The sequence below is a fragment of the Salinivibrio costicola subsp. alcaliphilus genome, from assembly GCF_001996185.1.
In the GTDB taxonomy this organism is placed as follows: Bacteria; Pseudomonadota; Gammaproteobacteria; order Enterobacterales; family Vibrionaceae; genus Salinivibrio; species Salinivibrio costicola.
In genome coordinates this window covers 18,312-42,739 of the sequence record NZ_MUFR01000031.1, presented here as the reverse complement: position 1 = coordinate 42,739, position 24,428 = coordinate 18,312, and the positions used below count along the sequence as shown (strand labels likewise).

16 protein-coding genes are annotated in these 24,428 nt (G+C 47.3%); 6 read left to right on the top strand and 10 right to left on the bottom strand.

The features are described from left to right. Nucleotides 1-203: 203 nt before the first annotated feature. The 4 genes from BZJ21_RS11215 to BZJ21_RS11200 form a co-directional block, all read right to left on the bottom strand. Complete coding sequence (locus BZJ21_RS11215; RefSeq protein ID WP_077669814.1) at nt 204-1,997, bottom strand: putative bifunctional diguanylate cyclase/phosphodiesterase; 1,794 nt, start codon at nt 1,995-1,997, stop codon at nt 204-206. Continuing rightward, nucleotides 1,994-3,865, bottom strand: a complete 1,872-nt coding sequence (locus tag BZJ21_RS11210) for a sensor histidine kinase (protein WP_158075529.1) — start codon at nt 3,863-3,865, stop codon at nt 1,994-1,996. The genes BZJ21_RS11215 and BZJ21_RS11210 overlap by 4 nt, the downstream gene beginning before the upstream one ends. A gap of 76 nt (nt 3,866-3,941) precedes the next feature. Continuing rightward, nucleotides 3,942-4,205, bottom strand: coding sequence for a DUF3081 domain-containing protein (locus BZJ21_RS11205; protein WP_025674936.1), 264 nt, complete (start codon nt 4,203-4,205; stop codon nt 3,942-3,944). A gap of 18 nt (nt 4,206-4,223) precedes the next feature. Beyond that, nucleotides 4,224-5,006 (bottom strand): HAD-IA family hydrolase, encoded by a 783-nt coding sequence (locus BZJ21_RS11200; protein WP_077460824.1) that lies wholly within the window; start codon nt 5,004-5,006, stop codon nt 4,224-4,226. A gap of 416 nt (nt 5,007-5,422) precedes the next feature. Here BZJ21_RS11200 and BZJ21_RS11195 point away from each other — a divergent pair, with 416 nt between their 5' ends. Next, nucleotides 5,423-7,729 carry a bifunctional diguanylate cyclase/phosphodiesterase gene (locus tag BZJ21_RS11195; protein WP_158075528.1) on the top strand — a complete coding sequence of 769 codons (2,307 nt, stop codon included), beginning with the start codon at nt 5,423-5,425 and terminating at the stop codon, nt 7,727-7,729. On the opposite strand, the gene BZJ21_RS11190 is transcribed toward BZJ21_RS11195, so the two are convergent. The 3 genes from BZJ21_RS11190 to BZJ21_RS11180 form a co-directional block, all read right to left on the bottom strand. Continuing rightward, nucleotides 7,703-8,329: a GNAT family N-acetyltransferase gene (locus BZJ21_RS11190; protein WP_077669811.1), complete on the bottom strand. Its 627-nt coding sequence runs from the start codon at nt 8,327-8,329 to the stop codon at nt 7,703-7,705. The genes BZJ21_RS11195 and BZJ21_RS11190 overlap by 27 nt on opposite strands. A 167-nt stretch (nt 8,330-8,496) precedes the next feature. Beyond that, a complete protein-coding gene (locus BZJ21_RS11185; protein WP_077460821.1) occupies nt 8,497-9,375 on the bottom strand; it encodes a DMT family transporter in 879 nt (292 codons plus the stop codon). Between the two features lie 326 nt (nt 9,376-9,701). Beyond that, nucleotides 9,702-11,681: a replication initiator protein RctB domain-containing protein gene (locus BZJ21_RS11180; protein ID WP_077669810.1), complete on the bottom strand. Its 1,980-nt coding sequence runs from the start codon at nt 11,679-11,681 to the stop codon at nt 9,702-9,704. Nucleotides 11,682-13,041: 1,360 nt separating this feature from the next. Between BZJ21_RS11180 and BZJ21_RS11175 the strand changes: the two genes are divergently transcribed. The 4 genes from BZJ21_RS11175 (at nt 13,042) to BZJ21_RS11160 (ending at nt 19,573) form a co-directional block, all read left to right on the top strand. After that, on the top strand, nt 13,042-14,250 hold the full coding sequence (locus tag BZJ21_RS11175; protein ID WP_077460967.1) for a ParA family protein: 1,209 nt from the start codon (nt 13,042-13,044) through the stop codon (nt 14,248-14,250). A 9-nt stretch (nt 14,251-14,259) separates the two neighbouring features. Next, nucleotides 14,260-15,231 carry a ParB/RepB/Spo0J family partition protein gene (locus tag BZJ21_RS11170; RefSeq protein ID WP_077460820.1) on the top strand — a complete coding sequence of 324 codons (972 nt, stop codon included), beginning with the start codon at nt 14,260-14,262 and terminating at the stop codon, nt 15,229-15,231. A gap of 102 nt (nt 15,232-15,333) precedes the next feature. Next, nucleotides 15,334-17,373, top strand: a complete 2,040-nt coding sequence (locus BZJ21_RS11165) for a GNAT family N-acetyltransferase (RefSeq protein ID WP_158075527.1) — start codon at nt 15,334-15,336, stop codon at nt 17,371-17,373. A gap of 535 nt (nt 17,374-17,908) precedes the next feature. Further along, entirely contained in the window at nt 17,909-19,573 is a 1,665-nt protein-coding gene (locus BZJ21_RS11160; protein ID WP_077669808.1) for a DUF342 domain-containing protein, read from the top strand. Nucleotides 19,574-19,739: 166 nt separating this feature from the next. Here the strand turns inward: BZJ21_RS11160 and BZJ21_RS11155 are convergent, their stop codons facing one another. After that, nucleotides 19,740-21,671, bottom strand: coding sequence for a bifunctional diguanylate cyclase/phosphodiesterase (locus BZJ21_RS11155; RefSeq protein ID WP_077669807.1), 1,932 nt, complete (start codon nt 21,669-21,671; stop codon nt 19,740-19,742). Between the two features lie 6 nt (nt 21,672-21,677). Continuing rightward, entirely contained in the window at nt 21,678-22,343 is a 666-nt protein-coding gene (locus BZJ21_RS11150; RefSeq protein WP_077460816.1) for a transglutaminase-like cysteine peptidase, read from the bottom strand. A gap of 388 nt (nt 22,344-22,731) precedes the next feature. Here BZJ21_RS11150 and pdxH point away from each other — a divergent pair, with 388 nt between their 5' ends. Beyond that, a complete protein-coding gene (gene pdxH / locus BZJ21_RS11145) occupies nt 22,732-23,370 on the top strand; it encodes a pyridoxamine 5'-phosphate oxidase (protein ID WP_021024053.1) in 639 nt (212 codons plus the stop codon). 59 nt (nt 23,371-23,429) lie between these two features. Here pdxH and BZJ21_RS11140 read toward each other — a convergent pair whose 3' ends face one another. Next, complete coding sequence (locus tag BZJ21_RS11140; protein WP_077669806.1) at nt 23,430-24,146, bottom strand: helix-turn-helix transcriptional regulator; 717 nt, start codon at nt 24,144-24,146, stop codon at nt 23,430-23,432. Between the last annotated feature and the right edge of the window lie 282 nt (nt 24,147-24,428).

Genomic DNA, 24,428 nt, shown 5'->3' with positions numbered 1-24,428 from the left:
GCGTTAGGTATTCAGGCTGGGAACCAGCCTAAAGAGGCAGCTTAGGCTTTCTTTTTGAAACTCCTTCAAAACGCGCAGCGTTTAGTGGGAGTTGTTCATGGGTCCTGCTTTCGCAGTCTCAGCAATTGCTTGCTCCCCGACTAACACGGTCAGAATATAAACCTTAGTGATAAAGCGCAAGTATGATGGCGCTAATTGCGCGTTTAGGCCATCTCATTATTATTGCTGGTTGCATTGCTATTAATGGTTGCATTGCTATTGATCGTCGCGTTGCCTTGGTTGGCGGTTTTAAGCAGTTGTTCAAATCCCTCTTGGATTAGCGGCCGTGCGTATAAAAAGCCCTGCACTTGGTCGCAGCCAATGGTTTGTAGCACAAACTGCTGGTCCTCTTTTTCAACACCCTCGGCGACCACACCATGACCAAAGCCATGGGCCAAATCAATCACGCTACCCACCAAGTGCTTATCACTGGCGTTGGTAGCCAAGTCTTGGATAAAGCTGCGATCAAGTTTGACCCAATCGACCGGTAACTGTTTAAGGTAACTGAGCGAGCTGTAGCCGGTGCCAAAGTCATCGAGGGCGATATGCATGCCTGCATCTCGCAATTGTTGTAGCTCTTTCAGTGCCACCGACATGTGCTGGATCAGTGCTGATTCTGTCACCTCTAATTGAATCAGATGCAAAGGGACATCAACTGCCTGGCACCGAGCTAAGACGCTGTCAGCAAAGCCGGGGCGAAACTGCTGGGCAGAAACATTGACTGACAGGTGAAAGCTATCGTTGATCAGTTTATTTTTTCGCCAACATTCAACCGCGGCTAAGGCCATCACCAGTACGTGGTCGCCCAGTTGGATCATGTCTGCGCTGCGTTCGGCGATGGGGATAAATTCCGCCGGACTGATGGCCCCAAGGGTCGGATGCTGCCAACGCAACAGCGCTTCCGCGCCTATCATCAAACCGCCGTCTAATCGCCATTTGGGTTGATACACCAGTGATAATTGTCCGCTTTGCAGTGCTGGCCCTAATTCGGTGCGAATCAAATGCGCGCGCTGAGCTTGGCTGTCAAGCTCAGGCTGATATTCGCCGATAAGTTGGTCATCCGTCGGAATCGCTAAAATGGCTTGACGAAACAGTTGCGCCACATCTTGTGTCTCAAGCTCCGTGCGGCTGATACCAATGTGGCAACGTAAAAACATTAAACGCCCATCGAGCGTGTGATGTCCGCTGATCAACCGATTGATGCGCGCGGCTTTTTCTACGGCATGGTTATCGTGTTCTTCAATCAGCATCACCAGTCGTGTGCTATCCCAAACGCCAATGCGATGTGGACGCGCCACTGTACTATTGGCTAGCAGATTGGCCACTTGTTTGTATAGTGCCTCTGTCATTAAATGACCTTGGTGTTTGGTCACCGCTTCCATGCCATCTAAGGCAATCATCATCACAGTCACCGGCCCTTTGCTCAGCTGGCGCTCAGCGGCATCTAATAATGCGCGACGATTTGGTAGCCCGGTTAACGGATGGGTCAAAGAAAGCGCGCGTAAAGCCGCCGTTTGTTTGTTAACCAGCATTTGCAGCCGTGCCGCTTGATCGCGCTCTTTACGGGTTTTCAATTGCAGATACAAAAGGTTTTGAATCCGTTGCAACACCTCATCGTGATCAAAGGGTTTGCTGATGTAATCAATCGCGCCACGGCATAACGCTTGGTTACGCAAATTCAGGTCATTATCTGCGGTGAGTACCATCACGGGCGGGCAATGCTCATCTAAAGCGTCATTAAGATCATCCAGCACCAGTAAGCCAGAGCGCTGCGGCATCCGCATATCGAGTAAAATCAGGTCGGGAACGGGGGAGAGAGCATCGGTAACAAGGCGAGGATCGGTGAGTCCATTCAGCTGTTGATAACCGGCTTGCTTGAGCATGGTAGACAGTAAGTGAATGTTTTCCGGTCGATCATCAATGATCAATATATGTGCTTGTGACGGATCCTTTGTCATAGCCTCTCCTCTAATAATAATTGTATGGCCTCAGCCAAGTCCGCTGACGAGAGCGGCAACGATAAACGTCGTAATGTCGGTTTGTTATGTGGTTCGTCGCATGGGTTGTCAGTCAGAACAATGAGTGGTTTGTCGCCAAATTGTGCTTGTATTTGTTCGGGCGTTGCCGCAACGCTATCAGCCGCCATAATGACTAACGATGGCGGAGACGCGAGCGCAACAGCCTCAGCCAGTGACAGCCCATGCGCATGATAGAGTGTCAACATTGGCCAATCTTCAAAGCAATCGGTCATCAGGCGCTGGCGGGCACTGTTATTATCAATATAGAGCACGCGATGCGGCTGGCTCACGCGGAGACACGTACAACCTTGATCGCCAGATCGCATCGACGCCCGGTAAGGGAAAGTCACTGCAAAACAACTGCCCTTGCCTGGCTGGCTTTTTACTGACATCTCGCCTTGCATTTGCACAACCAATTGATGGCTCACCGCTAACCCCACACCTGCCCCTTCAATCTGTGATTGTTCGGCGGCCAAGCGGTTAAAAGGCTCAAAAAGATGGTTTAACCGATTTTCAGCGATGCCGATCCCGGTATCTGATACAGAGATCGTCAAGGTTGACGATGGTTGACTGGCTTCAACCCATACTCGCCCCTGAGGATGGTTATATTTAATCGCGTTGCTGAGTAAATTGATCAACACTTGTTTGAAACGGGTTGGATCCACATATAGGTCGCCACTCAGATCCGCCGGTAGGCAATCATCTAACTCAACGTGCTGTTGCTGTGCGAGCGGGAGTAGTGTTCGAACGGCATCACTGACAAGGGCGCGAACCGGATACCAGGTAACATTGACCACCGTTTTTCCTGCCTCAAGTTTGGCAAGATCCAGCACATCATTAATTAAGGTGAGTAAGTGGCGACCACTTTGGTGAATTTGATCAACATATTGCCGTTGCGTCTCCGTCAAGCGAGGAGAAGAGGATCGTTGTAGTAGTTGCGCATAACCGAGCACACTGTTCAAAGGCGTGCGCAGCTCATGACTCATGGCAGAGAGAAAATCACTTTTGGCTTGATTGGCGCGTTCTGCCTCGTGCTTCGCTTGCAGTAATGGTGTGGCATCATACCCAACAGTCACAATGGCGTAAGGCTCTCCCTCTACGTGGCGAATAAGCGTTTTAGCGAGCTTAAAAGTCCGACCATCTCTTAATGTCACATCGACATGAACGGGTTCACCATCGAGCGTCAGTTGGTGATCAAGCGCATTGAGGGTTTCGTGCATTCCCTCAGGCAAGGCACCATGAATTGCTTCAGCAAGCTGTTCAACATGCTCGACATTTAATGCTTGTAGGCAGGCGTAATTTGCAAGCGAATATCGTCCGCCCAGCTCTCGGACAAAAACAGGATTGGCGATCGCATTAATAATGGTTTTGAGTTGATTGCGTTCGTGTTTAATACGCGTCTGAGCCTGAGTCAGCGCGCGCATATCAGACATAATGCCAATAAACTCTCGCCGGTCTTCAACCCACACTTCACTGACCGCCAGATGAATGGGGACCACATGCCCCGCTTGATGCCGTGCCTCAATCCGCCGGCCAGTACCGATAATGTTTGCCTGGCCTGTTGTTATATATTGCCGTAAATAATGGTCATGCTTCCCTTGGTGCTCCGGCGGCATTAAACAATCAACATTCTTTCCGATTAGCTGTTGCGGGTGATAACCCAATAATCGGTGGGTGAACGGGTTCGCATCTAAAATAATGCCGCGTTCATCAATCACCAAGATCGCGGCTGCCGCGCTGTCGACTAACGCTTGATAATGGGCTTGGGTCCCGCGTGTTCGGTTTGTAGTGATTGGTTCGCTGTCCATGCTCCCTGCCTTTGACCTATAAAAAACGCCCCATTGTGGGGCGTGTGACGGTCCGGTATGCATTGCCTATCCGTCGCTATCTTTTATAGTTTTTGACTAGCGCATCGACCTTTTTCAGGAACTGCTCTTTAAGGTTCTCATGCTCGTAGTCGAGATGATACGTATTGTGAAACCCCACACGTAACTGTACCCCATTTCCTGCTAAATAAATGGTATAGCCGTCATAATCTGAGAAAGCGTCAATGCCATCCAAGCGGTGTCCATCTTCTATTTTCTCACCAAACTCCGTGACTATCTCAAACGCGCGAAGCAGATGGGTCGGATCGAGTTCGTTTTTCACGCTTCCCTCCTGGCTATATTATCGAAATTGTGCGCCCCCTTTAGGTCGCATCGCACGACCACGCAGTGAGCCCGCTAATACCGGTGGGGCAGTGACACCCTGTCCCGGTACACCCAAACGATTGGGCCTTGCAATGATATTGGGCAAACTGGCCAATGTATCAAGGGTAGTGTCCGGACAGGCCTTTTGGATCCCTGTACCGTAATTATAGCCATAGTTAACACAAATCACTGGCGAGCCAGCGGCGCGAGCCGCATGCACATCGCTGACCGAATCCCCCACCACCAGCAGTTCCAAGGGTGAAACGCCAAGTATGGCGGCCGCTTCGTAAATACCGTCCGGATCCGGCTTACCAACAGACATTGCATCGGCACCCAATATCCGAGTGAAAAAATGCCCAACGCCAAGTGCTCGCAGTAAGCTGTTAGCATGCGCCGTTTGCATATCTGTGGTGCACACCATCGGGATGTGGCGCTGCGATAAGGTTTCAAGGCACGCAAGCACGCCCGGGTACAGTCGAGTTTTTGGCGGTTTACTGCCTAGGTATGAGGACAAAAAGAGTGCGCGCGCTTGGTTTAACACGCGGGTCGATACGCGCCCGTCGATGTGTCGAGTTAACACGCGGTGGATCAATAAATCCGCCCCATCACCAATCCAATCTTTTATTGCATGGGGATCTTCATCAGGCAAGCTTAAGCCACGTAACATACCGCTGACCGCCTCATACAGATCGTCAAAAGGGTCTGCGAGTGTGCCGTCTAAGTCAAAGCATACCGCAGAGACGCTCTCTAACTTAACCATAAAAACCCCTTTTTATTCATAATCTTAATAAAATTAAAAAAGATAGAACTGGATCAGAAATCGAATCCAACGACGTATCAACGTTAGCAGAGAAGCTAGCGTCGTCCTATCAAAATACGACGGATAATATTTGGGATCATGGAAAAGAAAATGGATAAATGACCGGTAAAGTACAAACTTCAGTGTTGAATCAAGCCACTAACATCATAGTGATCAAAGTCACACTTTTAGATCTTGATTGGCGATGATACCGACGTTAAACCTGTATAAAAAACCGCCATATTTTTGACTTTTTATTTAAGGATGTGGTGTATTATTACCTAATGACTTTCACAAAAGTGACATACGTTTGCGTCGCGATTGTCATAATCGCGCCGTATCGTGTGGCACTCAGTAGTGACAGTCGATGTATTTTTATGCGATATCTGCCTAAGCAGCCTTTGTGGCGCTATCTCCTTGTGTTAGCCGTGGCAAGCGTCGCTAGCTGGTCAGTTTACACACTAGAAAATCAACGCCAGCAGAGTCGTTTCTCAGCCGAGGTTGAAAAATACCGTTATTCATTAGGTCAATCTTTTTCACAGCTCTATGAACTTCAGTTGTCAGCACAATTGTATTTGCAGCAAGAAAATGGGCCAACACGAGAAAAATTCCACGCTTTCATCGATAATCACACCCAAAAGCAATCTGGACTCAACAGCGTCATGTGGCTCCCTCGAGTTAATCGCGCTGAGTTAGCACAATTTGCGGCCCAACAAGATCAGTATCATCCTTTCCCTCCTTTAAACGAGCAGGTCTGTCGGTGGGTCATGCGTAGCGATACGTTTCCCGCTTTGTATGTGTCACCACAAGCCGCTGAGGAGGGCTATTTAGGCTGGCGAGCAGATTCTCAGTGTGACAATACCCAAACCATGGAGCGGGCATATTTTAATCGTCACCCTGAGGCGCGGCTTTTTCATGACGAGCAAGGCCACGGCATACGGTGGTTTGCACCAATTACTGAACGGGATGGAAAGCTACTCGGTTTTCTTTCTACCACCCTATATTTTGATAGATTTTTACCCGCGTTGTGGCAAAGCAAGACGCCTGGGCCTAGTGTCGGAATGGTCGCTCAGGAGGCATTTGGTCATCAATCTGTCTTTAGTACGCATTCATCAAGCACGCTCAATCAATGGTACAACAGCCATTCGTCGGCAATATCGATTCCTATTGCCGGTAGTGAGGAGGGATTACTCGTCACCTTTACCGATATTAGGGAGTTACACACGGATCTGATTTATGCCGGTGTGGTTGGTGTACTTGTTTTATCTCTCGGGCTATCGATTCTTGCTAGTTTTTGGTCCTATGCCAATCGCCTTTTACTGGCAAAACAGATAGTGAGTCAACAAACGCAACAGTTAACCCATCAAGCCCATCATGATAGCTTGACTGGACTTGCTAATCGCACTGCACTGGATAAAGCACTAAAGAGAGCCGTACATTCAATCAGTGCGGAACCTTCAGATAGCATCACATTATTATTTATTGATCTGGACAATTTTAAAGTCGTCAACGACTCACTCGGTCATGTAACTGGCGACACCTTACTCAAAAAGTTGGGTAAACGGCTTCAGAAAGCAGTAACAGACGATCGTGTTTATCGGTTTGGTGGTGATGAGTTTGTTGTACTGCTCCACGCTGATAGCTCCTTGGCCTTGGCGCAAACCAAAGCTAAGCAACTGGTTCAAACGCTAAGTACCCCCTATTACATCGAAAATCATGTGATAAATATATCTGCCAGTATCGGTATCGCTTCAGTCGGCCAATCAAATAAATCGGTGACTGATATTATCCAACAAGCCGATATTGCCATGTATCACGCAAAACAAACCCGTGAACGCGTGGCTATTTTTCAACCGGCGATGCTCGCAAAGGTCCAACAACGCTTTATTTTGGAGCAAGACTTAAAGAAAGGGCTCGAACATCATCAATTTCATCTTGTATATCAACCCATTTTTGATAGCCATAGCGAACAATTGAGTCATGCAGAAGCACTACTGCGATGGGAGCATCCCACGCTGGGCACAATATCACCGGCGGAGTTTATTCCAATAGCCGAAGAAACGGGTTATATCAATGAATTAGGTCAATGGGTATTGGAGCAAGTCGCTGAGGTGTTAGAGAATTGGCACTTGCGCTTATCCCCCGGGCAAAGCCCATCGATTACTGTGAATGTCTCGGCCAAACAGTGTCAATCTCCGACTTTTGCAGACGATATTGCCGCGTTAATTGCCGCCCATCGCTTTGATCCACATTGCCTTGGGCTCGAGATGACCGAGACTGCATTGCTTGAACATTCTGACAACGTGCAGCGTAATTTGAAACGTATTCATGCACTTGGGATTTCGTTATATCTCGATGACTTCGGCACCGGCTATTCATCACTTTCTTTGCTAAGACAATATCCGTTTAATGTCATCAAAATGGATCGCAGTTTTATTATAGGTATTGACCAACCCCATGGAAAAGCGGCGCCTTTATGTCGAGGAATGATTGCGATGGCGCACGCGGTGGGACTGACTGTTGTCGCAGAAGGAGTAGAAACCAAACAGCAACTCTGTTGGCTACGCGAGCATCAATGCGACTACCTCCAAGGCTATGTGTTATCCCGCCCTATTGAACGCCAGGCAATTGAAACTTGGATTTCGCCCAATCTTAATTCATGTATTCGGCTGGTACGCAACTGATGCGGCCGATTGGAGAGAAGCTGTTTGGGCTGCCGTTTTTTGTTGCGCGACGGGGACCTGGCTTTGCAGCCATTCTTCACGTAAGACGCCATAGCGCAGTGAATCGTAATATTCACCTTGATAGTAGCGGACAGCGCGTAAACGCCCTTCTTCGCGCATGCCTAACGCTCTGGCGCACCGCATCATGCCAATATTCCCGGACCAAGTCGTTAAGCCTATGCGATTCACCGCGTGGCGGGCAAACAGTTGGTCTATCCATAGTGTCAGCGCTTGCCGCCCTGTTCCTTTTCCCCAACATGCGGGATCAAAGATGGTGATCCCCACTTCAAGCCATCGCGTGCGCTTGTCTTCCCAATAATAAGTGACGTAACCGACGGGCTTGTTATCAACGCAGATAACTTGAGCGGTATCTCCTGCAAGAAAACGCCGGAAAAGGCCAAACCGAAACGACCAATAGGATACCGGCTCAATAGGACTGTAAGGCGCGTCGTATTGCTTCCACGCACGGGAATGGTAGATATTATGCCAAAAATAGCGCGCTTCTTGACGCTGCGCTGCGCGAATACTCACCGCAGCGTGATGGGATAAGTCGACGTCCATGTAGGCTTATTTCTCTCCTGCTCCTTGTTACCATACGATCGGCGACGGCTCTGACACGTCAGAGCGACGCATGGTGGGGGTTACCCATAAAGGCATCCAGTTTAACTCAATTAACCACCACATTGGCTACCTCCATCTCACTTTCTTTTTGAAAGTGTAGACGCTTATCAGCGTTGACGGACAGTTTGGCGCGTCGATTGCTGAGACAGCCCAACGCCCAATAAGACAAATCCTCCCCCGATAATATGATATGGCGTTAAGACTTCTCCTAGCCAGATGACGGCGATTATTGCCGTCATCACCGGTAATAAATTCATATACATTGCGGTACGACTGGCCCCATTGAGCGCGATCGCCTGTAGCCAGATTGCCGGTGCAAGCACCGATGCGCCTAAGGCGGCGAATCCCACTAATGGGTAGGCTTCAGTCGCAATATTTTGGCTGGGTGCCGCCAAAAGCACGGGGATCAGCATGATTACCGCGAATAAGGCCTGCACATAAACGGAGACCCAATTAGAAATCGCCATTGACCATCGTTTCAATAACACACAATACAGTGCATACGACGAGGCACAAATTAACATGAGCCCATCGCCAATGGTTGCCCCACTGGTCAACAACGTTAGCGGTTTTCCCATTGTCAGCATATAAATCAGCCCAGAGATAGATAACCCTGCACCGACAATGGCTCGCACTGTAAGTGGCTGAGACAGTAGTTGAATGCTCATAAAGAGACTGAGCATTGGGACCAAAGACATGATCAATGCCATATTCGTCGCTGTGGTGGTTTGCGCAGCAAAATAGGCGACAGACTGGTTTGTGACCATGCCAAGTAAGGCGAGTAAGGCAAGCCGCGGCGCGTAGGTTATCACCGCACGCCGCTGACGCCAAAGGGTAGGTAGGCAAAAGGGAGTAAGCACCAAGATGGCAAAGAACCAACGGTAAAAGGCCATCGCACCAGGTGCAATGACCGCCACTGACATTTTGTTTACGATGGTATTCACCGACCAAATAAAAACCGCGGCAAATGGCAACAGAACCGGCATAACTGCCTCATTGAAACGCGAATCGCGTGTAATTAAAACAGGCAGTTTACAGTGTAAATAGAAGAATGAAACCAAGTCGATAGAAACAGTTAGGGGGGGACTATGATAGGCGACCATGTCGAACGAGTTGTGCAAGCAACACAAGGTACAACTACGCGAAAAAACAATCGGAAAAAAAGCGGGCAAGGGCCCGCTCGGCAAGCATTTAGCCAAACGATGTCATAAAGACATCAAATAGGACAAAGGTATCTATCGGGAGCTATATTAACGCCAATCCGTGAATGCATGTCAGTTATGCGTCAAGCCTGTGCAAAATAACGGAGTTGTTAGCCACTCATTGCAATGTCATCTAACGCTCTAAGCACTTGCCCATCCAGATGGCCATCAAACACGCGTTGACACACTTTACGGCGCACCGCTAAACCTGAGATTAATTTCTCAATAGATAGGTGACGTTCCTGCTGTTGCTGATTAAAAAATTCAATCGTACGGCTGAGTGTTTCATAAGGCACCACTTGATCACCAACGCGTAACCAATCAAGCTTTTCTAGATAACCTTGACACTCTTCAGTGATCACTGAAGACGGATGCCCTGTCATTGCTGAGAGCGCGGTGATACTGCGTTGTAACGCCTCTTCTGAGGTATATTTAGAGAGAACGATGGTCAGCTCGTCAGCATTGATCTCAACCAGATGCTTGCGTTGCTTAACACGGCGCCCCAAACGGCCGCTGGTTTTCTCTTTGCGTTGGATAGGCTCAAACTCGCCATCGATGATCCCGGACAGTTGATCAAGGTCTTGGCTGGGTAAGATCTCGTTGCGCAATGGGTTTGGCATGGTTGGCGCTAGCGAGCGTTTACCTTCGTTATACATTTTAGCGCGGGAGTAACGGATCACTTCATCGACATTACATTTAATATCCATCCGGTAATCCGGATATTTTTTTTCATCGTCTTCGCGTGTCAGCGTTAGGTGATATCCCCAGAGGTTTACCGCAAAAATCGATTCAGTGACTTTGCCTTCTGCCAGTTTTCGAAGCTCTCTAATCAAATCACTCGAAAAACGTCGCCATTCAATGTTACGCGCCATTTTTTGGTTTAACTCGCTCAGTAGCATCGAATCTTCCAAACGACGTGACATACGGCTTCTGAAGAGCGAATAGAGCTGGAATACTAGTGTATGCTGACGCAAAATTTCAGGCGGGAACAAGAAGAAGTAATCACGCGTCATCAATTCTTCAAAAAACGACGGCTCCCACACCAGGATATACAGATTGGGTTTAATTTTAACTTCCCCATCTTCATCTTCTTTTGGTGCTTCCTCTGATGCGGTAATAGTCCGAGCTAAAAAGCGGAAGCGATCACTTTTAAACCCTTCAGGCATGTTTTCACTCAGCCAACGGCCGGTCAATTCGTGGAGTTGAAAATCCGTAAACTCGATTCTATCGATGCTTTCTCGGATTGCATCACGTGCCGGTCCACTGTCTTTTTTACCCCGTAGTTGCAAAATATCAGTGATGTAAATGGGGGTTTTATTACCAATCGATTGGGTTTGTAGCTCGTAATTCGGTAAGTGGTGATCATGGTATTGCACGGTTAACGTAAATAATGCGAATAACGTCATCAGATCATCCACCGTCATGATCGACTTGGCTGATCGTGTCTCAATAATGGCTTTGGTCCCGCTGATCGCAACCATTGATTTTTGATAGGCTTTTTTTGTCCGTGGCGGCGCCAAAGCTTGATCAATGATCCCCGCCCAGCTTGTTGGAGAAACCAAAATCTGATCTTTTTCGCCAGGCATCATTGGGGGCGTTCCCAGTCCGTGCTCGCTCAGAAGTTGGCGGTTTACTTGCGTTTGTGCCAGCGCTTTAGAGCGTTTTTGTTTGACTTCATCTCGGCTTTTTTCTGTCATCAATCCCGCACTGCCAAGTGATGAAATGAGACGGCTTGGATTGACAAAGCGATGGAGCATCGTTTTACCTGCCAGCCCTTCTTCAAAACGAACCGGCTGCTGAAGAAAAAGGCCTAATTGCACCGCCGCACGTAATCGTTGCTGAATGGCAGCACGTGTTAATTGACCGTCGGTGGCGTCAACAAGTTCTGTGGTAGAGACATAGCCATCTTGAGATGAAAACCCGCGCACTGAAATCAAATTGAGCAGTTCTAAGATACTTTTGGTCACCCCTTTAAAATGCTCATATTGCGCAAGCCAGTCGACCAGTTGTCCATGCACTTCGAAGAGATGCCCGTCTTTGTGGGAACGAGGTGCTTTTATTAATATTTTTTCCGGTTTACTGGCACTCATGTCAGTTAAGATCCTTCATAGCAGGCGTACTCAAAGCGCATTATTCTTTAATGTTGAGGTGACGAAAGCCGTAAATCGATCACACTTCCAGGGAAATCCTAATAAAAATAGATCCAAAAAGAAAGATCTTTTTTATTGCATCTTTTAACTGATCTTTATGATTATTCTGATCTAATTTGATGATCTGATCTTATGATCCGGGCGATGAAAAACCTATAGATGACTGATTTATAGGGATTATAAAATAACCCTTCTCGAAAGCATGATCAACAAAGCATCGGAGGCATGATCAACATACTTCACCAACGATGATCAAGTAAGGCCTGAACCAATGATCATCAGCGTATCGCATCAATGATCAAACAGTTACTGCATCAATGATCAAGTGTATTCCACACGTTATCCACAACCTCGGAACGCTTTTATTTGTTTAGATGATGTTATCAGAGCCAAACAGCCGTGTTTTCATCATGGAACAATGATCAAGTGATGCGAATTTTGCTCAATCAGACGGAATGCTGCCTATGTTGTGAGCAATGTGGCGAGAAAGTCGTGTCTCGCCTGCTCAAGTTGAAATGACATTAACAGTATAATCGCCATCAGTCAGCATGTGTCCGGATGCGGAACAATGATCATGTATGATGATCTTGTTGTTCAAGAGTCAGCCTATTTCTCATCAGTCGTACGATCGGAGAAGAAAATCGCGACGGATCGTCCTGGATCCCTTGGTACGCCTGACATTGTCCGTAAATTAGCGGTTTGGATATATCGTTCCGGTTAAGATACTGGCACTATTCAATCAGAAATATAACTTGATCATCGTTCCCAGGCTTATTGAGACATTGCGGTTGAATTTGCTGGTGATTTCATCGCAATACGTACTTGATCATGCTTCCTATCTACTCATGTTATCAACGAAAGCATGATCAAGGCTATTGAATCCATCGCTTTATTTTCCTTGATCATGCTTTCGGGAAATAGGATCAAATGGCATTAATGTTCATCGCACATCGCCAAAATGTGTAATAGAGGGTCGATCCTACTGATGATATCGATGAAAAATTGTCAGTTTAATGTTGAAATATCGACAACCGTAAATTAGCCAACCAAATACAAGCTTCCGTATTTATTCGCTATTTACATTGTAAATAAGTGACACTGTGACATTTTAAATCTTACTATGATTGTCTCTGATTATATTGGTTGAATTTGACATCAATGGTGGTGATATTCAGCCCCACCCTATAATTACAATTGTGAGCAGGATCTGTATTTGATTGGCATTTGTTCACCTTTTTATTGTCTTGGGTGGATTATGCTGTACAATCGACAATTATTTCTCGTGATGGCGAAAAAGAATATGGATAGGGAAAAGACGATTGAGAACCTCCGCAATATCGCGGCGCAGACAAAACAAGTGCAGTCTGATCGTGTGGAGATTGTCATGGAAGAGCGACACGATCAGCTCTTTCCGCCCATGTCGAAAGCGTTAATGGAAACACGTTCAGGGCTTACGCGGCGCAAGCTTGATGAAGCGATCTCTCGCATGGAGCAAGACGGGCATCAATTTACCAAAAATAATGCCAATCATTACTCCATTACCCTGGATGAAGCGCATCAAATTATGGACGCCGCGAATGTTCCGACGTTTCATGAACGTAAAGGCAAGACGCACAAACCTTGGGTTGTGAACATTCAAAACCAAAAAGGGGGCACCGGCAAGTCTATGAGTGCGGTGCACTTAGCGGCTTGTATGGCGCTGAATCTTGAGAAACGTTATCGCATTTGCTTGATTGACTTAGATCCGCAAGGCTCGCTGCGATTATTCCTTAACCCACAAATCAGTTTGACGGAACAAGAAGGGATTTATTCTGCCGTTGATGTGATGTTGGACAATACGCCCCAGGCTGCTGACAAAGATTTCATGATGCGTAATGTCTTGCTGCCGACACAATATCCTAATTTGAAAACCATGGCTGCCTTTCCTGAAGACGCCATGTTTAATGCAGAGGCATGGCAAGCGTTAGCAACCAGCCAGTCGCTGAATGTGGTGGAGTTATTGCAAGAGAAGGTGATTGATCCAATCAGTGATGAGTTCGACATCATTATGATTGATACGGGACCCCATATCGATCCACTGGTTTGGAATGCGATGTATGCGTCTAACTCTCTAGTGATCCCCTGCGCCGCGAAGCGACTGGATTGGGCATCGACGGTGAACTTTTTCCAACATCTTCCCCAAGTGTATGAGATGTTTCCGGAAGACTGGCACGGATTAGAATTTGTGCGTTTAATGCCAACCATGTTTGAAGATGATAATAAAAAACAGATTTCTGTCTTAACTGAAATGAATTATCTTTTAGGTGAACAGGTCATGATGGCGACGATTCCTCGAAGTCGCGCTTTTGAGACCTGTGCTGATACCTATAGCACGGTATTTGATTTGACGTCACAAGATTTTGAGGGCGGTAAAAAAACGTTATCAACGGCGCAAGATGCGGTGCATCGAGTCGGACTCGAACTCGAACGTGTGCTGCATAGCTACTGGTCTCAGCTCAATCAGGAGTAAAAAAGAAAAATGGCAATTAAAACCTCTGATTTAAATGCGCGCTTGTTTGCAAAGGCGGATAAACGCCGAGCAACAACATCACAAGAAGCGCAGAGCGCGGCGAGCGAGAGAGCGGCAGTGATCGAGTTAGCTGTGGCGGGTGAGCGTACTGTCGAGTTTGAACTTGTTAAAGTCCCAGCGTTAACGATCCGAGATAAAACAACAGTATTTGATAAAAATGCGCGTGAGCAGTCGTTTCTTAACGAATTGGCATTATCAGATATTCTGACCACCTTAAAAGAGCACGGACAACAATACCCGGCTGTTGGGCGGTGGCTTGATGACGGTCGTATCGAGGTCCTCGATGGCAGCCGGCGCCGTATGTCTTGCATTATTGCAGAGCAGGATTTTCTGGTATACGTCGCAAAAGGGATCAGCACGCGTCATGCTAAGTTTTTGTCGGATGTCGCGAATGCGCACAAACCTTTATCCTTGTATGAACGCGGTAAAGAAATGCAAGCCATGTTAGACAGCGGTGACGTCAGTGATCAAAAGGCACTGGCGAGCGCATGTCAGTGTAGTGAAGCATTAGTCAGTGGTGCATTAAAGGCAGCTGCCCTGCCCTTGCCACTTTTGCAAGCTTACCCCAGTGTCTCTGAATTGGGGCGCCCGACTATCGTCAAACTCCACCGTTTGTATTTTAGCCTTGATAGCCAATCGCAAGCGCAGTTGGTGGCGATGCTAGGTGAGACACCGTTATGGCAACAAGTTGATGCCCAAGGCGTGACACGCATTACGCGCGAAGTGACCCAGCGAATCGAGCAATATAAAGATGAGCTTGTGGCGCCGCAGCCGAGTGAAAAAGAACAAGCTCAAACCTTGTTAGAAGGACGCGCGTCTTATCGTCGTAAAGGCAATAATTTGAGTATCAATTTGAAAAAAGTGAGTGATCAAGATGCTGAGCAGATCTTGGCGCTGATAAAGGAACACTTTAACGGTTAACGCGTTCAAATCGAATAAAAAATGGCACGCCTTTGCGTGTCGTTTTTTTTTGCATGGTATCATCCTCTTTATCTGCTAAATCGACAAAACGGAACGCGTCCTATGGGGGCATCAACGACCTCATCAACTCTGCAACAGTTTTTTGCAGATTTAATTCATTCCGCCACATTGCGTGCTCATCGACAATTGGTGTGTATCGATTATCCTCTCGATTTTATCGTGGCAGCCTTTGACGAGGCCGCTACCCCGCTGGTTATCGGTCATGCTGATGAAGGATTAAGTTGGCGTCAAGCGCGTCAAAAGCTGGGGCAAGAGTGCGGGCATATCGTGGTTGAGGTGGGCGCCGATTTTAATGCCGAAGCGTTTTGCGCTATTGCAGGCTGCTGTCGGGCGGGATCATTAATTCTTTTACGACTAGCGGCGCCAAAGGAGGCATTGCCGCCTTCTGTGCAGCGTTTAGTCAGACAGCTAGAGCTTAATGAATCGGTCGCCTTCTTTCTACGTCATCAGGTGCGCAGGCCCGCGGAGGTGTTGCCTTTGCCTGGCCAACATGAGGTGAGACAAGAGAATGCGATTGAGGCGGTCAAGAAAGTGGCCACGGGTCACCGGCGTCGTCCCTTGTTGTTAACGGCCGATCGTGGTCGTGGAAAATCGGCAGCGTTGGGAATCGCAGTGGCACAGTTAGTCATGAACAAACCACGAAAAATTTTGGTCAGCGCACCGACGCCCGCGCATGCCGCAACCTTATTTAGTCATATTAAGTCAAGTTTGGGTATGAATACCCAAGGTCAGGTAATTGATTATCAAGGCAGCGATATCCGCTATATTGCCCCCGATACCTTGTTACAAGAAACGCCGTTGGCGGACCTTCTTTTGATTGATGAAGCGGCGGCAATCCCATTGCCGATGTTGAGCCAATGCTTACATCAATATAGTCGCGTGGCCATTGCAACCACAGAGCATGGTTATGAAGGAACCGGACGTGCTTTTACGATAAGGCTGAAACAATTACTGGATGCAGAGCAACCACAATGGCGACCATTGAGACTAACTGCGCCAATGCGATGGGCGGATAACGATCCGGTTGAACGTGCGCTAAATGCATTATTCTTGCTCGATGTCGATCCGCCTGAGTTACTGATCAGTGACGACCAAAGCCAACCCGTTAAGTTGGATAATATCGTCGTTCAGCGTTTATCTCCCGCACAGCTATTGAGTGATGAGGCCTTACTGCGTTCATTATTTGCTTTGTTGCTGGCTGCGCATTATCAAACGTCGCCGAATGATTTAGCACGGTTACTTGATGACGATTCAATCATTGTTTGGGTGGGAAGCGTCGCGGGCGAGTTGGTCTCTGCGTGTGTGATCAATGAAGAATGCCGTCTTAGTGCCGACTTGAGCCGGGCGGTGGTTGCGGGGCAACGTCGCCTTAAAGGCCATCTTCTCAGCCAGTCGCTCGCTGCCCACCTCGGCGAACCAGCGATTTTGCACCAGAGCCTTTGGCGAGTTGAACGAATCGCGGTAGCCGAATCTTACCGATATCAAGGCTTGGGTCAGCAGCTTATTACTGCTGTGGCTCAGGAGGCAAGCAAGCTTGAGATATCGTGTCTCGGGGTGAGTTTTGGTGTGACGGCTCGTCTTAGTCGATTCTGGTTGAAGCAGGGGTTTGAACCAATAAAACTTGGCTTGAAGCGCGATCAAGCCAGTGGTTGTTATTCTTTACAAATGGTAAAGCCAATCAAACGGCTAGCGTGGTTGCAAGACGGTGTCGCCTTGTTTCGTCATAGCTTACCAATCCAATGGATGACAACTCATCAGGCCATGGAGGTTGATATTGTTGGCGCTATGATGTGCTTCTTATCTGATAAGCCACTGGCAGGCTGTATAGACCAACAGATTAAAGGATTTATTGCCGGGGGCGTTGGTGTTGATGGGTCATTAGCAAGCCTACAATTGTGGTTACGTCAGCACGTTAAAGCCTTACCTTCGCATCCAGACGATAATGCGCTCTATGTATTGATCAGTCGGATTATTCTTGGCCATTCGTGGTCTACGGTATGTGCGCGGTACCGACTGACGGGTAAAAAACAAGCCGAAGCGATGATCCGTGACTATGTTACGCGCCATGACGTCAGTGAGTGAGTCAGGCCGTTTTGATAGAGCTATTGGTTCAATTTACAGTGTAAAGATAAGGAAGCGCCAAACGTATCAATTTACACTGTAAATTCACATAAGGCTGTTAATAGAAACATACCTGTTAATGCCAACATAGCTTTCACTACAAATACCACGCTCCACGTAAATACCACATTCCATGTAAATGCAGTGCTCCATGTAAATGCCGCGCTCCATACAAACATAACCGTTAATGAAACGAGGCTCGGATGAGATTTACAGTGTAAATCGTCCATCATAGAAACTGAGAAACTTACTAAGTAGTGATCAAATTAATCCTATCGTGCTCACGTTTTTACTAGAGATCCTGCTTCCAAGATGACTAAACCTGTATAATTTATTACAAATGAGACAATTACCTTCAGCGATGTACGACGTAGGCTAACCTAATCGTTGTTAAGATTGTGGTGAGGCGTTTCGTTTTATGACGAGACGAAAACAATGTCATACGGTTGGATCATCATATCGATAAAGCCGTAAGGCGTTTTTGGCAGGGAGCGACATGCTAGACGATATCCTCCGAGTTTCTCAGGATGGGCAACGTGTGTATTTATCGGCCGGTAATACTCAGCACACGAGTGAGCAACCGATAGAGAAAAAACAAATTAAGGATTGGTTGGTGCATCACCAAGCCGATGCCTTCTTTTGTTTCGACGATACGATAGAGTCGGCTTTAACCAAGCTGAATACGCCCAACGATAATAGCGAGTCAGAAGACTTTATTATCGCCGAGCGACGGGATGCCACAATAGAAGCCCGTATCGCAGATGATAAGATGACGGCCTATCTTATCGTTAATGGTGCGTGTGGTGGGCGAGGTCTTAAAGGTGATGATATTCTGTCGACACTGCGTGAAGCAAATATTGTTCGTGGTATCAAAAAACCAACCTTACAAAAACTGTTGTCTGCTTCTGGACGATTAAAACCCGGTGAATATCTGGATGTGCCCGTAGCCTTTGGCAGACAGCCAGTGGCAGGAGAAGATGCGCACATTGTCTACTTAATAGAAGACCCCGCCGATCGCGTCCGTCGTCCAAGAGAGCGAGAAGATGGCACGGTAGACATGCGCGATCTCGGTGAAATGGTCATGGTGAAGCAAGGTCAACCTCTCGCAAAACTCGTGCCCGAAACGGCAGGCTATGAAGGCTTTACCGTAACCGGTTCAGTGCTCTCAACGTCATCAGGTAAACCGATGACATTAGCGGCCCACGAGGGCAGCGCATTCAGTAATAAAGATCCTAATATTCTTATTGCGACCATGGCAGGTATCCCGCGTTTGCAAAATGACGGCGTTGCAGTTGACGATGCGCTGAGTTTAGACGTTGTCGATGTAGGCACCGGTCATGTCAATTTTGAAGGCAGCGTTGTCATTAAAGGCGATGTTGAAGTCGGCATGAAAGTGACAGCGTCGGGGACGGTGACAGTCGGCGGTGTGGTTGAGTCTGCCACGATTACCGCGGGGGCTGATATTATTGTTCAGAACGGTATTATTGGTCGACAAGTTGCTGCGGACTCAGACATCAATTGCATCTTAGTGGCTGATGGCAACATAGTGGCGAAATTTGCTCAATACGCGACCTTGTGCGCAAACAAAAACGTCGAGCTGACCTTGCATGCGATGCATTGTAATACGCAAGTGGGGCAGTCGCTTACGATAAGTGACACCACGAAGCGTAAAGGTACACTTGCAGGTGGGAAACATGAAGTCGGTGAAAAGCTTCGGGCGGTCATTGTGGGGGCCAGTGCGGGGGCACATACCTATATCCATTGTTTTCCGAGGTTACCTCTTCTCAAGCGGCAAATGGTTGAACTGAATAAAGATTGGGAAGACAAAACGGCGCAACTCGATAAAGTAAAAGCGGCGGAAGCGAAGCTAGAAGCGTTACCACCCGCCAAACGTGATGCGGCGATGGTCGAGCGCATTACCTCAACAAGAGATAACTTATTTGAAGCGCTTGATGAAATTGAGAAGGCGATAGAGGAAACAGATACCACGATAGAAGCGTCCTATCGTGCAGCCAGTATAACCGCCACTAAATCACTGCTAAATCGTGTACACTGCACCATTGGAGAAGAAAAACACAGTATAAACTCTGAGCATGGCCCTTCGGTTTTGTTTTATGATAATGCAGCGATAGAGCTGAAACCCTACCAACAAAATAGTTAGCGTTGATTTACAGTGTAAACGCGATTTACAGTGTAAACCCAACGACGGTGTAACCCCAATTTACAGTGTAAATGTTTTATCTTCGGCGACGTATCGTCGCACAAAAAAATCGCGTTACTGAGGTAACGCGATTTTTGATTTGAACGCTTCGCAAGCGTCTAACCCTTTAGTTCTCTTTGTCCGTATTACTGAAGATATACCCTTGGAAGCCATTAACGAACAGTTCAGAAAGATGAGCGAGCTGCGCTTCTGTCTCAACCCGTGTGGCAATGGTCGTGATATTTAGATTGTGCGCTGTACGACAAATGGAGGCCAGGACATTGTCTTGCGCATCGTCCTCAATATGGCTTGTATACGCGAAATCAATTTTAACGTAATCGGGCTTAAAGCGTTGCAGATAATCAAGCGATTGAAAATTACGGCCGTAATTATCGACCCCGAATTGGAAGCCGGCTTGACGAATTTGATCCGTGAGCAGACCCGTATGATCGGCATAGCGAACAAATGCTCCCTCTGGAATTTCAAAAAGTAGTTGGCCGGCAAGTCTACGGTGTTGATCCAAGATTGTCCCCAGCCAGCGAATAAAGGATGCGTTGGTTATACTACTCAAGGTCAAGTTCACGGCGAGAGGGCCAACACTTGGATCTTGGTCTAGTGTTTTAAGCACATGTGAAACGACGTGTTTATCTAGAATCTCGCCCATTTGAAGTTGTTCTACCGCCCCTAAGAAATGACCGGCGCCATAATAGTTGCCATCTTTTTCAATTGCTGAGAACACTTCCTGATGGAGGCGGTTGGACTGACTGTCAGTGGCTGACTGATATTTGAACACAAAGAGTTCTTTCGCGACGGCCTCATGAAGCAGTGCTTTCCATTGCTGTTTGCCCATCGCCGCATCACCAATAGAATGGTCGATTAAGGTCAAAGGGTGCTCAGGCGTATTTCGTGCCTGTGAGAGTGCGTTGTCAGCTTGTGACAGCAATACACTGGCCTTTTGGTTGCCGCCGCCATTAACCGCTAACCCGACAGCAACCTTGGGTTGTATCAGCTCTGATGGATCCGCTTGCATGTCGACGACCATGGCAATGACGCGTTCGCCTAATACAAGCAAATCCTCAGGATCGGTGTTGGGTGCCAATACGACAAACTCGTCTTTGCTCAACCTTGCCGCTGTCATGTTATCGTCGCTGATAATGGTGGTTGTTAAGTGGTTAGCGAACTGCTCTACGACAAGATCGCCGGCTTCAAACCCCTGGTTTTCATATGCGTCGCTGATAAGGTCCACTTTGATGAGCGCCATTCCACCAATGCCAGACTCTGTTAACCAAGAATTAAGTTGAGCGACATAAAAGCTACGGTTTCCAAGGCCTGATACTGGGTCACGATAAGCGGCTTTTCGCAGGCGGTCTGCCTCTTTTGCTTGTTGTTCAAAATAACGCTTAAGTTGGTCTGTCATGACATTGATCGCATTAACGACCGTTTTGAGATCGGTCGTTGGTGGCAGAGGAATGGGATCGCCAAATTTGTTTTTCGCAATCTCGCCTGCTTTTGCGGTAATACGAGCAAGAGGTCTTAGGGAACGTTGCAGTTGCCAGCCGATAATTAATGAAGCAATGACAAAGATGATTGCCATGATTGTGCCGAGTTGAACAAAGGACTTCCATAGTTGTTTGTAGGCGTAGCCAGGATGGGCAACGACTTCTACTTCAGCAAGTTGCATCCAGCCGCTGGTGATGGTTTGCTTTTCAGTGATGACGGGGAAAATATCTAGATTGATAAACCACTGCGGCACACCTTGGATTTGGACAGGATATTCTCGCGTAATCTCACTGTTATCAGACAACAAGGTAAGATTAACTTCACGATAGAATCCTCCATCAAAAAAAGCGTTTATCACTGATTCGGCTGCCACCTTATCCTCCGATTCAAGGTAGGGTGCGAGCGCTAGCCCCATTGAGTTCACGGTATTGTTGACATCAGAGGTTTGTTGACTGAGTAAAAAATTCCGCGTGGTGTTGAGTTCTATACCGAAGACGCCCAGCACTATGCAGAAGAAAATCACCAGCATCCACGTAAATATTTGATTGAATAACGTCATCGGTGTTTACCTATCGTATTGTCTAATCGGTTTTTGCATTTCTAGCGACTCGACACGAGTGCGCAAATCATTCCAAAGGCCAAGCCTTGAGGCGTTGCCCGCTAGTTCACCTTGTCCACGCTCTTTCATTAACCATAATCGGCTACCATTAAAACTATAGATAGGTAACAGATCGCGGCGTAATGACGCGCGTTTAATCTCTGGGTCTAAGTTGTCTAATAGCACCGGCTCGGAAGAAGGGGTTGGGTAATAAGCGACGACCATATGGAATTGGTCAAGGCGGATGGCTTTGACGTAAACAAGCCGCAACTTTTTATCATCGATTCCTAATTCTCGTAGCGAAAAATACTTAGCGATACTAAAATCTTCACAATCGCCAGCAGCAGCACCAAGAAATTCAAGCGGCGTTGCCCAGTAGTCTTTTTGGCCCCACAAGTCGATATCATCAACAAAATACAGTTGGTTGAAAAAATCATTGACGCGGTCGAGCTTATCGAGCTCTGATACATCTTGACTATTTTCGACCATATTCCGCCATGCGGTAACGCGTTTACCTGCACGATCACCGTAAAAGTTAGCGACTTTATCGACCCAGCGGGCTTCCTTTGTCGTCAGTCCAACCGTCCCAAATGAGATAAACAGGATCAGGACAATGATGTGCCATCGCTTCATTACTGATTGTCTCTCTCTTCTAAGGACTTAGTGACATCGCTTGATGCGTCGTTATGTCCAAACATAGTTTAATTTGACCAAGGTCTACTCAGTTTGCCATACCTTAAACATGAGTCATAGCAGTGCAAGATGGCTTTCTAAAAACGCAACTTACTGATATCAAAATAATGTCGAAAATACTGCGCCTCGATGGCCTTTTCCTCGTATCAGTGTGGGTACCTTCAAGTTTAGATGAGCGAGTCACTTTTCACCGTATTGCTAGGAACAGGGTGACTTTGGTTAAACCATAAAAAGTCGCCTGGTAGGCGCCATGTATAGATGAAAATCAACTTGTTAATCAGCGTTTTCCTGCGCAAAATAGTGGAAAGTAAATGAATGGGAGAGAGCAATGGATTTGTCCGATATTCGACGAGAATATACAAAAGGGGGATTGCGTCGCGACGATTTGCCGAGTACGCCAATGGATCTGTTTGAGCACTGGCTGCAGCAAGCGATTGATACTCAGGTGCCCGATCCGACCGCGATGACGATTGCGACTGTTGATGAGCATGGGCAGCCTTTTCAACGCATCGTGTTATTGAAAGATTTTAACCAAGATGGCTTTGTATTTTATACCAATCTAGGCAGTCGCAAAGCGCTACACCTCAAGGAAAATAGCCAAATTAGTTTGCATTTTCCCTGGCACTTTATCGAGCGGCAAGTCCACATTATGGGTGAAGCCGTGCCTTTGAGTAAAAAAGACGTTTTCAAATATTTTACGTCTCGTCCAAAGGAGAGCCAAATTGCGGCGTGGGCGAGTAAGCAGAGTGAACGATTGTCTGCGCGATCGGCGCTAGAGGGAAAATTTTTAGAGCTGAAAAAGCAGTTTGAGAAAGGTGAAGTGCCGGTCCCCACTTTTTGGGGCGGTTATCGTGTGATACCTAAGAGCATTGAGTTTTGGCAAGGCGGTGCGCATCGTTTGCATGATCGATTCTTGTATCAACGGCAAAAAGATGAAAGCTGGGACATTGAGCGCTTAGCGCCGTAAACCCGCGGAAGAGGCCAATATAGCGATATATTGGCCTTTTTGTTTGTCGTTTTGTGTCATTAATCTCGAAGCACGACAGAGAGCTGTTGGGTTAACAGGCTTTCTGGTATTGCAGATCCAAACCCTTGCGCGAGTGCGCGTTCAAGTAGCGCCGCTTTGGAGTCAGCCTCGAACTTCTCGCGTAAGTGCGCAAAGTGGTTTTCGATGGTTTTGACGGAAACGGATAAGGTGTTTGCAATGATCTGAGGCTTTTTGCCGTGTAAATGAAGGAATAAAACTTCCTGCTCACGTGCAGTGAGATGGATATGTGATTGGTGATGATGATGATCCGTCTGCGCTTCTTCCGGGTGTGTCACCGCATGACATATCCAGTGACCCACTTCTAAAATAGCGGTATCACTCAGCTCTTGGCCACAAAACATCACACCGCACACTTCACCCTTGTCATTATACCAAGGCGTTTTCGTAAATAAGTGCGCGTACCAGCGGCCGTTCGCGTAAGGATGAATGTCGAGTACACGAAGACGCTTACCCGTTGCCATCACGTAATGATCCTGTGCCTGAAATTGATGCGCAAACCGTGTGGTAGGGCTAGGCATATCGTAGTCAGTTTTACCGATACAGTCTTGTGGCTGTTCGAGGCCGATGAGCCGGCAATATTCAGTGTTGGCATAAACAAACACTGAATGCGTGTCTTTACAGCCCCAACAACCGGGGAGCTGCTCAAGCATAGACAAAGCTGGAGGCACGGGGGAGGGAGAGAGCGGGTGATTCATATAGCTTACCGACGCGTTATTATTGTTTTGAGAGTAACGATTCTGGGTCGATAGTGAAAAGTCGACAAGCTATTGGAGCATAAAAAAAAGCCGGCATAAAGCCGGCAAAGACAAGATTTCCCCGAAGGGAGTTATCCTGTACGACGTGTAGAAGAGGTTGTCTAGATAATTCACTCATACCATGAGGGTAGTTGATATAAGCTCCTTATCTGACTGCACCTAACAGTGTTAGGAACTGCAAACGCGTCTATCGGGACAAATTGCGTTTACGAGCTTTACTAT